Origin of the sequence: Arcanobacterium phocae, assembly GCF_900105865.1 — a bacterium.
Lineage (GTDB): Bacteria > Actinomycetota > Actinomycetes > Actinomycetales > Actinomycetaceae > Arcanobacterium > Arcanobacterium phocae.
This window is the reverse complement of sequence record NZ_LT629804.1, coordinates 1,853,661-1,867,052: the sequence shown is the minus strand read 5'-3', so window position 1 is coordinate 1,867,052 and position 13,392 is coordinate 1,853,661. Positions and strand designations below refer to the sequence as shown.

The 13,392-nt window shown below is 54.5% G+C and carries 7 protein-coding genes; 5 read left to right on the top strand and 2 right to left on the bottom strand.

The window, feature by feature from the left end:
• Window positions 1-194 precede the first annotated feature (194 nt).
• Together BLT51_RS08400 and BLT51_RS08395 are read right to left on the bottom strand one after the other, a co-directional pair.
• The gene (locus tag BLT51_RS08400; protein WP_091282184.1) at window positions 195-1,883 is read right to left on the bottom strand and encodes an amino acid ABC transporter ATP-binding/permease protein; all 1,689 of its coding nucleotides are present in this window, start codon (window positions 1,881-1,883) and stop codon (window positions 195-197) included.
• Window positions 1,880-3,580: an ABC transporter ATP-binding protein/permease gene (locus BLT51_RS08395; protein WP_231943940.1), complete on the bottom strand. Its 1,701-nt coding sequence runs from the start codon at window positions 3,578-3,580 to the stop codon at window positions 1,880-1,882. Before BLT51_RS08395 ends, BLT51_RS08400 begins: the two co-directional genes overlap by 4 nt.
• A gap of 503 nt (window positions 3,581-4,083) precedes the next feature.
• Between BLT51_RS08395 and ileS the strand changes: the two genes are divergently transcribed.
• The 5 genes from ileS to smc are packed head-to-tail and all read left to right on the top strand — an operon-like array spanning window position 4,084 to window position 13,384.
• Window positions 4,084-7,266, top strand: coding sequence for an isoleucine--tRNA ligase (gene ileS / locus BLT51_RS08390; protein WP_091282179.1), 3,183 nt, complete (start codon window positions 4,084-4,086; stop codon window positions 7,264-7,266).
• Complete coding sequence (locus tag BLT51_RS08385) at window positions 7,267-8,784, top strand: bifunctional folylpolyglutamate synthase/dihydrofolate synthase (RefSeq protein ID WP_091282176.1); 1,518 nt, start codon at window positions 7,267-7,269, stop codon at window positions 8,782-8,784. It begins immediately after the preceding gene.
• 4 nt (window positions 8,785-8,788) lie between these two features.
• Window positions 8,789-9,199 carry a nucleoside-diphosphate kinase gene (gene ndk / locus BLT51_RS08380; protein ID WP_091282174.1) on the top strand — a complete coding sequence of 137 codons (411 nt, stop codon included), beginning with the start codon at window positions 8,789-8,791 and terminating at the stop codon, window positions 9,197-9,199.
• Window positions 9,199-9,807 (top strand): dihydroxyacetone kinase subunit DhaL, encoded by a 609-nt coding sequence (dhaL, locus tag BLT51_RS08375; protein WP_091282719.1) that lies wholly within the window; start codon window positions 9,199-9,201, stop codon window positions 9,805-9,807. The genes ndk and dhaL overlap by 1 nt, the downstream gene beginning before the upstream one ends.
• Before the next feature lie 4 nt (window positions 9,808-9,811).
• Entirely contained in the window at window positions 9,812-13,384 is a 3,573-nt protein-coding gene (gene smc / locus BLT51_RS08370) for a chromosome segregation protein SMC (protein WP_091282171.1), read from the top strand.
• Window positions 13,385-13,392: the final 8 nt, after the last annotated feature.

Here is a 13,392-nt window from a genome sequence, read left to right as displayed (position 1 = left end):
GCGCAAACCTCGGCGATATACGTCTAGGTTTGCGCTATTGCCCGGTTTTGCCGACAGTCGCGAAAGTAAAGATAAAGTGGTTATCATGCGCAAAATCTCGCCCAGCGTGACGATAGCGCTCTATATGGGCCTACCGTGCTGCTGGGCGAGATTTTGTACATGTAAAGAACGCCAGCTGGCTAGAGCGCCGGGCGCTAACGAACCGGCGTGGTGACGTCGCCGCGGTCAAAACTATAGACCTGGTCAGCCTGTTCGGTATGGGAAAGCCGGTGGGTGACTTCTATGATGGTGACCGGCAGTTGGGCTAAGTGCTCGCGGATACGAGCGTCCAGCTCAACGTTCAAATTCGCGGAGAACTCATCAAGAACCACCACATCAGGATGCATAATCAATGCCCGCGCCAAACCGAGTCGCTGTGCTTGCCCGCCAGAAAGCTGGGTGCCATCTTGGCCGGTGCGGGTTTCTAATCCATCAGGCATGGCACGCACTTCGTCAGCTAATTCTGCCATTTCTAGGGCTGCCCAGACTTCCTCATCGGTGGCGTTTGGGGCGCCGAGACGAACGTTGTCCGCAATTGTGGTGTCCAGAATTTGATTCTTTTGGGTCACGAGCACCACGTGGGAGCGCAGCTCATCGAGTCGGATATCGCGTACTGGCACACCGTTGATGAGGATATCGCCAGCAGTTGGATCGTCGAAACGCAGCAACAATTGCGCGGCAGTCGTCTTTCCAGAACCAGAATGACCCACGAAAACTGTGTGCGAGCCACGCGCAACCTTCACGTTGATGTCTTTTAACGCTACTTCACTATCATCGGCTGTTTGTGGATAGCGGTAGGTGACGTTGCGCCATTCGATCATTGCGTCTTCATCGGACGACGTCGGGAAATCGCGTTCGCCGTCGGCCACACCATAATCGCTGTGGGCAATCGTCCAGATCCGTCGTGCGGAGGCGAAGGAAGCGTCGAGTGCGCCAATAGCGTCCTCCACGCCTTTCGGGCCTTCAAATAGACGTAACGCGCCGGCTGCGAGTGCAACGGTGAGCGCTGGTTCTAGCCCGCTGGCGTAGCCAGCAAACGCGATGCCGATAACCGAAAGAGCAGATAGTGAAATGTTGAGTCCGCGGCGCAATCCACGGAAGAGCGCGGGACGGCGGGTGTCAGCTGTGACGATGACAGCAAGATGATTCATCTGGTCGAGACGTTCAGCTTCAAGGCCATAACCAACAACTTCCTCGGCGCCGAACACCGAATCAGTGACGTGCGAGACGAGGTCGGCGCGATGTGCGAGCTGAGTGGAGGTTGCACTAAACGATTCGCGTGCTCCTAGCCACGGCACGAGCGTCATTGCTAACAGGTAGCAGATAGCTGGTGGCAGTACCACGATCCAGGAGATGTTCATTCCCAAGGATAGGAAGAAAATCGGTGGGACAACGAGCGCCGAAACGACGGGTGCGAATGTGTGCGCATAGACCACTTCGATCCGGTCCACGTCGCGGGTTAGCGATGCCAACAAGTCGCCGGAGCGGGTTTGAGTGGTGATCATTGGGGCTTGTGGCCAGAGCTTGGAGAAGGCGTAGCCGCGCAGTAACTCCAATGCCTTGAATGCCACGAAATGTCCGAGGAACTGTTCCAGGTAGTAGTCGAGAGCCTTTACAACGGCCACGATTACAATGCCGCCGAGGTGGAACCCGATTGGTTGCCCGGCAAGCGCGTTCATGACCGTCCAACCGGCCCACGCGAACAGTACGATGTCCAGTGACAGATTCAGGAACCGGAAGAACGTGGAGAACAAGAGTGGGGTGTGAACTGGCCGAGTGATGCCAGTGAGCCATCGCAGTAGCTCCCGATTCGATGGTTGAGTTAATGGCGCGGTGCGATTCATGAACGTACTCCTTGGGAAACAGTGCCGTTAGTGACGGTGTAAACCTGGTTGGCGATGCGAAGCAGTGCACGGCGATGGGTAACCATAACAACTGTTAGATCGGAACCAATATCGGCGATGGCATCAATGATGTGTGTTTCGGATTCTGGATCCACGTGTGAGGTGGGTTCGTCTAAGAAGAGGATGTCGCGTCCGGAGAGGAAGGCGCGGGCCAGCGAGATTCGTTGGGCTTGGCCGCCCGATAGGCGTGAGCCGCGTTCGCCAACATCAGTATGTAAACCGTCGGGCATGCGACGGATGTCGTGGGCAACGTGGGCGCGTTCGAGGGCATTCCACATGTCTTCTTCGGTGGCGTCTTGGCGTACCAGCCGGAGGTTGTCGGCAATAGTTCCGGTAAATAGCCATGTGGTTTGCGAAACGGAGGCGGCCAGTTTGCGGATATTGGCGGGGGTGAGGTGGTGCAGTTCCTGACCGGAGATGACGATGGATCCGTCTTGGAGTGGCAGTGAGCCTTTGAGTAGACCAAGTAGCGTTGATTTTCCGGCGCCGGACGGGCCGACGATTCCAATTTTTTCGCCGTTATCGACGACGACGTTGGCTCCATGCAGAACCTCGCCGCGACCGTAATCGTAGCTGACGTTTGATACCTGGATGCGGTGGTTATCAACTGGTGTCTCAGTGGTGGGAGCTTCGCCGATTGCTGGGGTGGAGGTGGGCTCGGGATGCGATTGCAGGTAGCGCTTGATGGCGCGTTGTGCCGCGATTCCGCCCATGCCGATATAAAAGAATCCGGCGACTTGGCTGAGCGGTTCGAGGAATAGGACAAGGAGGAAGAGCGCGCTGACAGCGCCTGTTACGTCGACGCGTCCGGCGTCGATACCCCAGGATATGAGGAGAACGGACCAGCAGACGAAAACAAGCGAGAAAACGCCGTCAAGCACAATGATGACGATCTGGTTTCCGGCCAAGATTTTCATGATTGCGCGGCGGTTCTTTTCGCCTTGGGCGCGCAGTGTTGTTTCCAGGCGCGATCCGGCTCCGAAAAGTCGGACTGCAGTGAGGTTGCGAATCGCGTCGAGATATTGGGTGGTGAGCTTGGCACGCTCGGCGCGCGAACGCGCGGAAACACCGCGGAAAAGCCGTAAAAATCCGCCAACAAGAAGTGGCACAACTGGAATCGATAGTGCCATTCCTAGGCCTAGGTGCCAATCGACGCCAATGGTTATGTAGATGACTAGCAGAACCGGGGTGAATAGCGCGGCGAGAGTCGAACCGAGGTATTGCTGACGGAAATCAGTCAGGCGCTCTGCATTGTCGGTCATCAGCTGAATGAGCTTTGCCGATGAAAACGCATCTGAATCGTCTTGTGGTAACGATTTGGCGGTGAAGATCCGTGACAGTATCCGATGACGGATACGTTTTTCTTCGGCTCGTGCTTGGGCGATGCCGGATGTGATTTCGAGGATGCCGAAGGCTCCGGCGGCTAACGCAAAGACTACCGCGATAATGAACCATGGTGTCCAGGGCTGTACCCCAACAAGGTATGGGCCAAGTGTGTTTGCCGTGGCGATAAGTGCGGCAGCTACGCACAGCTCAACGAAAATTCGCATAAGTGCGGTATAGCGAGTTCCTCGTTTCCCGGTTGCAGATATGACCTGCACCGCGGGGTCGGATGTTCGGCGTCGGGATCTTGACACAGTATTTCTCCAAGTAGTAACAACAGTATCTCGTCACTAAGGGTAGCCTGACTTTAGTGCTGAACTCTAGGTATGCTGACTAAAGCTCTTCGGGAGGTTAGAGACAGGTAGTTAATGCTTGGTAAGGGAATCCTGATCTCATGAGCATGGTTATGCGACATAATGGAGGTGTTGTGTCGCACGACAGAAAAACATGGTGTATCTCACGCAAGGTATTTCACGTATCGTTCTGTAGAAATGCCCGAGATCATTGATTAAACTAGGTAGATGCAATGATCCGGCAATCACCGGGGAGCATTCGGAAGAACGGCTTCGGCAACGATGCCTATTAGAACCGAACGGATGGGTCCGTCATCGCCCCTAACGAGTGGCCATGCCTAGGCTCCGCCGTCGAACCTGTTTCGATTGGCGAAAACAAGGTTTGGCAAGCGAGGTGGTACCGCGCAAACGCCCCAACGTGGCTATGCGTCCTCGCCTGACCGAACACTATGAGGAGTTCCTACATGGGCGAGCCAACGTCGAGCCGTTATCCACTCCACCGCACAGATGATGTGGTGGCTTCACCGAATTTCCCACACCTCGAAGAAGATATTCTTGCCTACTGGGAAAAAGATGAAACCTTCCAGGCGTCCATTGATCAGCGTGAAGGTCGCGAATTCGTTTTCTACGATGGACCTCCTTTTGCTAACGGTCTGCCACACTACGGCCACCTGCTCACCGGATATGTCAAGGATCTTGTTGCCCGCTACCAGACCCAGCGCGGTAACCGCGTTGAGCGTGTTTTCGGTTGGGACACCCACGGTCTACCGGCCGAACTCGAAGCTGAGCGGATCCTCGGAATCGAAGACAAGTCCGAAATCGAAAAAATCGGTATCGAGAAGTTCAATGATGCCTGCCGTGGCTCGGTCATGAAGTACGCCTCGGAGTGGAAAGAATACGTCACCCGTCAAGCACGCTGGGTGAATTTCGACGGCGGTTACAAGACCCTCGATCCAACCTTCATGGAATCCGTGATCTGGTCCTTCAAGTCCCTTTACGATAAGGGCCTCGTGTACGAAGGCTACCGCGTGTTGCCATACTGCTGGAACGATCAGACCCCGCTATCCAACCACGAGTTGAAGATGGACGACGACGTCTACCAAGACCGCCAAGATCAGACAGTCACCGTCGGCTTGCGGATGGAAACCGGCGAGCTTGCACTAATTTGGACCACCACACCATGGACCTTGCCATCCAACCTCGCCATCACCGTTGGCCCAGACATCGATTACGTCGTCGTCGAACCAACTGAAGGCGATCTCGCTGGCGAACACGTCATCATCGGAAAAGAACGCCTGAGCGCATACACCAAGGAACTCGGCGAAGAACCACGCATCGTCAAAGAAGTTAAAGGCCGCGACCTCGAAGGTCTACGTTACGAACCAATCTTCGACTACTACACCCGAGATTCGGAGAAGCCAGGGCCAAACGCCTGGAAGATTTGCCTAGCAGACTACGTCACCACCGAAGACGGTACCGGCCTAGTCCACACCGCACCATACGGTGAAGACGACATGTTCGTTCTATCTGCAGCTGGCGTGAACGTCATCGAAACCGTGGATGCTGGCGGAAAATTCTTCGACGTCGTCTCCGACTACGCCGGCATGCACGTGTTCGATGCTAACCGGCCGATTATTAATGACTTGCGTGACGCAACTGGCCCAATCGCGCGTCGTGACCCATCCGTGCGCGCCGTGCTGGTTCAGGAAAAGTCCTACGTTCACTCCTACCCACACTGCTGGCGCTGCCGCAAGCCACTGATCTACAAGCCAGTGACCTCCTGGTTCGTGGCCGTCACCAAGTTCCGTGACCGCATGGTAGAACTCAACCAGGACATCATCTGGCAGCCAGAACATATCAAGGACGGCATCTTCGGACACTGGCTCGAAGGCGCTCGCGACTGGTCGATTTCCCGTAACCGTTTCTGGGGAACACCAATTCCAGTATGGAAGTCCGATGATCCAATGTATCCACGTATTGACGTCTACGGCTCGTTCGAAGAACTCGAACGTGACTTCGGTCGGTTGCCTCGCGGACGCGACGGCGAACCAAACCTGCATCGCCCATTCATCGACGAATTAACCCGGCCAAACCCAGACGATCCAACCGGAAAGTCCACCATGCGTCGCGTCACTGACATCCTCGACGTCTGGTTCGATTCTGGTTCGATGCCATACGCCCAAGTCCACTATCCATTCGACAACCACGACTGGTTCGAATCGCACTACCCAGGCGATTTCATCGTCGAATACATTGGTCAAACCCGTGGCTGGTTCTACGTCATGCATGCGTTGGCAACGGCATTGTTCGATAAGCCGGCATTTACCTCATGTATCTCTCACGGTATCGTGCTGGGTAATGACGGCCGAAAGGCGTCCAAGTCGCTCCGTAACTATCCAGACCCGATGGAGATGTTCAACTCCTACGGCTCGGACGCGGTGCGCTGGATGCTCATGAGTTCCCCAGTGCTACGCGGCGGAAACCTCGTAGTTGACGAAGCCGGTATCCGTGAGGCTATGCGTCACGTGATTTTGCCGTTGTGGAATACTTGGTATTTCTATGCGTTGTACGCCGGAACGGTCGACGGCGGTAAGGGTTACGTTTCGCATGGGTTGACTAGTGAGCCAACTGATGTGATGGATCGCTACCTGCTCTCTCGTACATCTATGCTGGTCTCTGACGTTCGCCAGTCTCTTGATGGCCTTGACATCCCAGCAGCAACCCAAGCTGTACGTGCCTACCTTGACTTGCTGACCAACTGGTATGTGCGCACCTCGCGTGACCGGTTCTGGAATGAGGACAAGGCTGCGTTCGATACTCTCTACACCGTGCTCGAAACGCTGATGCGCGTCGTGGCACCGATGCTGCCGTTGGTCTCCGAAGAAATTTGGCGTGGCCTGACTGGCGGTCGGTCTGTTCATTTGACTGACTATCCAGAGGCTGGGGAAGTCGACGACGATCTAGTAGCCGTCATGGACGAGGTGCGTGACGTTGTTTCGGCCGCTCATTCCTTGCGAAAGGCTCACAAGTTGCGGGTACGCCAACCGTTGCGGGCACTGACCGTGGTCACTGATCTCGATTTGGCACCGTACGCTGAGCTTATCAAGGGTGAAGTCAACGTGAAGGAAGTCAAGATCCAGTCAGCTGCTGAATCTGGACTAGAAGTATCTACCGATCTTGCAGTGCTTCCACGTGAACTGGATCCATCGGTTCGTAAGTTCACTTCGGCATTGTTCAAGGCTGCTAAGACCGGTCAGTGGGAGCGCACCGAAACGGGCGTTCGGATGCTGATTGAGCCGCCAGTTGAGCTAACTCCAGAGCAATACGAAATGACCACATCGGTCAGTGCCGAAGAAGGCTCAGTCGCGATGGTCTTGGCTTCCGGAGCGTTCGTTGTTCTCGATACTGTCTTGGATGACGAGCTGGAAGCTGAAGGATATGCGCGTGACGTGATTCGTGCAGTCCAGGATCAGCGTAAAGCGGAAGACCTGCATGTGGCAGACCGCATCCGGCTAGTATTAACTGTTCCCGAAGAGCATCGGGCAGCGGTAGAGACTCATCGTGAGATGATTAGCGCTGAAACATTAGCAGTAGAATCAGAAGTATTAACCGGTGAATTTGCGGTTCAGGTAGAAAAGGTGAACTAAATGAATGACGCTATGGATTCGGCTCCGACGCCGGACGAGATTGACGAAACGGGCGAAGCATTAGCTGCCTTGTTTGCCTCCCCATTGTTTGCGGGGCCGGATCCAAGCGTCGTTTCCGATATTAAAGATGAGGACGAACGCGAAACTGCCCAATGGGTAGAAGATGCCGAAATCCAAGAACGGGTAAGAGAAATCTATCTGTCCATTGTGGCCCGAGCACCCGAGCATAAGGTCCAACCTTCGCTTGATCGAGTTCGGCGTGCATTAGACCTGATGGGGAATCCACAACATTCGTTCCGGGTTATTCACATCACCGGAACGAACGGGAAAACCTCAACTGCGCGTATGGTGGAAGCCTTATTGCGTGAGCGCGGCTTACGTACCGGGCGGTTTACCTCGCCACACTTGAACTCTGTACGGGAACGGATATCTATCGATGGAATGGCGATTAGCGCCACTGATTTCGTCCAAACATGGGAAGACGTAGCCCCGTTTATCGAGATGGTGGATGCGGAATCGTTGGCTCAAGATGGGCCGCGAATGTCCTTCTTCGAAGTCTTTACTGTGATGGCATATTCTGCGTTTGCAATGGCACCCGTGGACGTCGCCGTCGTCGAAGTTGGAATGGGTGGACGTTGGGATGCCACCAATGTGATCGATGCTGACGTTGCGATGATCATGCCGATTGCACATGACCATGAAAAATGGTTAGGGCATGACCTCACGGATATCGCATTCGAAAAGCTCGGGATCGTCAAGCCCGGAACTATCATGATTTTGGCCCCGCAAGATCCAGAAGTACGTGCGATGGCATACGAGCACGCCCATCGAGTACACGCAACCCTGATCGACAATTTCGAGGTAATTAGTCATGAAGCTGCCGTCGGTGGCCAACTGATATCGTTGCGTACCCCGGCAGCTGTTTACGAAGATATTCCACTCGCCATGCTAGGTGCCTATCAGGCTCAAAACGCGGCGGCTGCATTAACTGCGGTGGAGGCATTTTTTGGGGGCTCTGCTATTCCTGGAGACATTGTTGAACACGCGTTAATGTCAACAAGCTCGCCTGGTCGACTCGAAGTAGTTAAGTCGTCACCACTGATTATTGTGGATGCCGCACACAATCCGGCTGGTGCCAAAGTCACCCGAGAAGGGCTCGAAGAATACTTCCCCGGGCCACGAGTTGCCGTCTTTAGCGCAATGGCTGATAAAGACGTCGAAGGCATTCTTACTGAGCTGGAGCCAGTATTCCATACTATTGTGGTGACTGAAATGGCTGGCGACCGAGCCATGGATATTGATGATTTGACTGAGATTGCCACCGATATTTTTGGTGAAGATCGAGTACGAGTGGTAGGCGAACTGCTTGATGCTATCGCCACCGCCGCGGACATTGCCGAAACCGTTGACCCAGACGCGATAGCGCCAGCCTCAGTGACTGTTCTCGGTTCAATCATGCTCGGTGGACAAGCGCGTGCGCTTCTCGGTGCCGGACCAGTTGATATCGAGTTAGACTAGCATCATGAAACAAACAACTCTCATTTTAGTTAAGCCCGACGGCGTACGCCGTGGCCTCGTCGGACAAATCTTGGCTCGTATCGAAGCTAAGGGTTACACAATCGAAGATGTGCGTATGCTTACTGCTACTGAACAGCAGCTAGCAGCGCACTATCGTGAACTTGTTGACAAGCCGTTCTACCCAGGCATCGTTGAGTACATGACATCCGGTCCGATCATCGCGGCCCTTGTCAGCGGCCATCGTGTTATCGAAGGCGTTCGTTCACTCAGCGGAGCAACCGACCCAACAACAGCAGCCCCCGGAACAATCCGTGGTGATTTCGCCTGCGATACCGGAACAGATTCAATCGAAAACCTGATCCATTCATCTGATTCGGTACAATCTGCCGAACATGAAACGAGTGTGTGGTTTTAATGTGGGCGCGGCAATGGGGATACCGAATAGCTGACCTTGTTAAAGACAACCGCGAAACCCTGATTGAACTCGACCGTCAGATTGGCGATGCTGATCATGGCGAGAATTTGGATCGGGGCTTTTGTGCCGTTGCCGAATATTTAGATGCTCATGCAGATCCTCACGCAGAGGATGTTTTGCGTGGTATTGGGATGACGTTGATTTCCAATGTCGGTGGAGCTGCCGGACCACTATACGGGTCAGCTTTTATTCGGATGGCTGATGTTGCCAATGACGAACTCACGCCAGCAACACTAGCCGCGATGCTAGACCGGGCAGTTGCCGCTATTCAAGGACGTGGGCATGCGCAGGCACACGAAAAAACAATGCTCGATGTCTGGCTACCGGTATCCGATGCCGTCAACACTGCCGTTGATGAAGGCGCTGACTTAGTGGCTTCAGCACAGCTCATGACCGAGACCGCGCACACCGCGGCGCAAAATACGATACCGATGGTTGCCACCAAGGGACGTGCCTCATACCTCGGTGAGCGCACCATTGGACATCTTGACCCAGGAGCCGCTTCCACACAGCTCATTCTCCAAGCATTACGGGAATGTGTAAGCTAATAACGTGCACTTAAAAACACTCACATTGCGTGGTTTTAAGTCGTTTGCTTCGGCAACCACGCTCCATTTTGAACCAGGGATTAACTGTGTTGTCGGTCCGAACGGATCGGGCAAGTCGAACGTTGTTGATGCCCTGGCATGGGTGATGGGCGAACAAGGCGCAAAAAATTTGCGCGGCGGCAATATGACTGATGTTATTTTTGCCGGAACCGCATCACGTCCTGCCTTGGGTCGAGCCGAAGTTTCGCTGACGATTGACAATAGTGATGGCGCATTGCCCATTGACTATTCGGAAGTAACAATTTCGCGGACCCTATTTCGCGCGGGCGGTTCTGAATATGCTATCAACGGCAGTCCATGCCGGTTGCTCGATATTCAAGAACTCCTCTCTGACACCGGTATGGGCAGACAGATGCACGTCATTATCGGGCAAGGAAAACTTGACCAAGTTTTAACCGCTACTCCTGAAGACCGCCGGTCATTTATTGAAGAGGCTGCTGGCGTACTCAAGCATCGTCGTCGTAAAGAAAAAGCGTTGCACAAACTTGATGCGATGCAAGCCAATCTCACCCGAATCGAAGACCTCACGGCAGAACTGCGCCGCCAACTCGGCCCGTTGGCTCGCCAAGCGTCAACCGCGCGCCGTGCACAAGCAATTCAACAGCATGTTTTCGATGCTCGCGCCCGGCTCCTAGCTGATGATCTAGCCCAAGCTCAGGCACGGCTCGCCAGCCAAACCACCAATAAACAGACGCTTGCGCAACAGCGAGTAGCAATCGAGCATACGGTACGTACCGCCCGCGACGAACTCGAACGGCTGGAAAACGAACGCGCCCAAGCTAGCCCGAGGCTTGCCGAACTCACCGATACCTGGCAACGTGTCACAGCGCTGGCGGAACGCTTCGCGTCGTTGCGTGCGCTGGCGGGAGAACGTCACCGGTCCTTGCTCTCGGCAACGCCCGATATCCACCGGGGTGAATCTCCTGAATCTATTCGTGGGCGAGCACAGGTTGCACGGCAAGAAGAAGACGAACTAACCATGCTGGTCCAGCAAGCGCACGATACCCTCAACGCGGTAATCACCCAACGGGAAGACTGTGAGCGAACCGAACGAAGCATAGATGCTGAGCTGGCGTTGGTCAATCGTGCCTTGGCTGACCAGCGAGAAGCCGCAGCACGGTTAGCTGGCAAAATTACTGCCGTGAAGTCGCGGCTCGAAGCGTTGACGGCAGAACGCGAACGTGTAGCCAGTGCTGGGAACGATGCACAGATTCGCGCCCGCGATGCTGCCGATCAGGTTGCCCGGCTGGAACAAGATATTGTTGCCCATACCGACGGTGATGACACCCTCGCCATTGAACATGAGGAAGCCGCGAAAGACCTTGCTGCTGCCAGTGAACGGGTGGAGCGCGCTCGCAAAACACTGACCCAGGCACAAGGACAGAGCGTTGCCTGGCAGACTAAAGCCGAAACACTGAAACTGTCACTTGCGCCAGAAAATGCTACCGCTTGGGCGTTGGACATCCACCGAATTGGGATCAATGGGCTCGTGCGTGATGCCATCCGAATCGATGCTGGCTGGGAAGCTGGAATCGAAGCCGCGATGCTTGGTGTTGCAGATGGAGCAGTTGTGACCGACGTCGATCTCGCGATTGACGCCTTACAAGCCGCTCGCCAAGCAAATGCCGGACACGTAGATTTCCTTATCAGCACCAGCCATGATTGTGGCGATCAAACACAGACAGTTATTGAGGCTGCCGGCGTATCAGAGCACGAGGCGCGTTCGGCATCGTCAGTGATTCATGGGGACGACGACGTAGCACGCGCCTTACGTTATTACCTCGCTGATACTGTGCTTGCCACGGATCTGCGCATTGCCCGTAAACTCATGAACGCTGGTGCTCAGCGAGTCGCAACGTTAGCGGGCGACGTCGTCACGTTAACTACGGCTCGCGGTGGGGAAGTAGAACATAATGCGATCTTGGCTAGACAAGCTCTCTATGATGATGCGGTACAACAAGCAGAACGTGCCCACAAAGTAGAACAAGAAGCCCAACGCGATATCGATAAAGCTATTTCTGCACGTAACGAGGCACAAGAAAACTATGATCTTCTAGCAACTCAACTCACCAGCCGTGATTCTCAGGTGGCGGCGATTAGCGCTCAATTGGGAGTGTTACGGCAATCCCTTTCCACAGCGCAGGCGGAAACCGAACGAAATGAACAGCGAATACAACGTATTGATGCTGATCTTGCGGCGCATACTGCCAAATGCGCCGAACTCGAATCAAGAAATGCGGCTACCAGCGATGACCCAGCGGAGCAAACAGCTAAATTAGCCCAGCTGCAGTCGCAGCGTGAGTCTGCGCATCAGGCAACCATACAAGCGCGTACTCAAGAAACCGAGGCCCGGCTGTCGTTGCGTACTCGCGAGGAACGGTTGCGTGCGGTTGCTGGACGAGCTGACACCTTAGAAAACACTGCGCAATCTGTCGAAGCGCGGATCGCGCAAGAAGGACGCGCCGCGCAACGACGCGCCCAGGCTGCACAGATTGCTGAGAAGGTATATGAGTATGCTGATCGGGCAGCACGCGAGGCACAGCGTTTGGAAACTGAGATTAATCAGGAACGCGAAGAACTGAACGAAGCACATTCGGTACGAGAAGCTGGCATAGCCCAGGCGCGCCAGACGCTTGATGAAGCTTTGGTGCAGGAACGACAATTTGACGATAGCCGGCACCAGCATGAACTGGCTCTGGCCGAACTGCAACTGACGTATAAACAGTTAGCTCAGCGTGCCATCGATGATCTGGGTATGGAAGCGGCCACGTTAATCGATGAGTTTGGACCACATCAGCTCATTGTCGATCCGGAATCGCAAGACGACGACGGCCACCCGCGTTCATACCCGTATGTTCGCGGCGAACAAGAAAAACGCTTAGCTCGCGCGGAACGCGATCTCGCCAAACTCGGAAAAATTAATCCGTTGGCTCTGGAAGAACATGCCGCACTGGAAGAACGGCACAGTTACCTATCGGAACAATTGGCTGATTTGCGTCAGTCGCGTGCCGATCTGCTACAGATAGTGAGCGATATTGACTCACGCGTTCACGAAGTGATGAGTGGGGCATATCAAGATGTAGCCCGCGCATTTGAACGTATTTTCCCGCGGTTGTTTCCTGGTGGAGAAGGCAGATTGGTGCTGACGGATCCAGATTCGATCCTTACGACCGGAATTGATATTGAAGCTCGTCCGCCGGGTAAACGGGTGAAACGGCTTTCGTTACTCTCCGGTGGCGAGCGCTCCTTGACCGCTCTTGCTTTTTTGGTTGCGATTTTCATGGCCCGTCCATCACCGTTCTATGTGATGGACGAAGTAGAAGCAGCTTTAGATGATGTCAATCTTTCCCGGCTCCTAGATATTTTCGTCGAACTTCAAGAAAATTCGCAGCTCTTAGTCATCACCCACCACAAGCGCACAATGGAAATTGCCGACGCACTCTATGGCGTGGCGATGCGCGAAGGCGGAGTTACCACGGTGATCTCACAACGCCTCAAAGATGTTACCCAAATGTGACTGACGAA

Bases quoted from the DNA above. Each gene is read 5' to 3' on its own strand.
- ileS (WP_091282179.1), top strand. From the start codon at position 4,084: ATGGGCGAGCCAACGTCGAGCCGTTATCCACTCCACCGCACAGATGAT.
- ndk (WP_091282174.1), top strand. From the start codon at position 8,789: ATGAAACAAACAACTCTCATTTTAGTTAAGCCCGACGGCGTACGCCGT.
- dhaL (WP_091282719.1), top strand. From the start codon at position 9,199: ATGTGGGCGCGGCAATGGGGATACCGAATAGCTGACCTTGTTAAAGAC.
- BLT51_RS08385 (WP_091282176.1), top strand. From the start codon at position 7,267: ATGAATGACGCTATGGATTCGGCTCCGACGCCGGACGAGATTGACGAA.
- BLT51_RS08400 (WP_091282184.1), bottom strand. From the start codon at position 1,883: ATGAATCGCACCGCGCCATTAACTCAACCATCGAATCGGGAGCTACTG.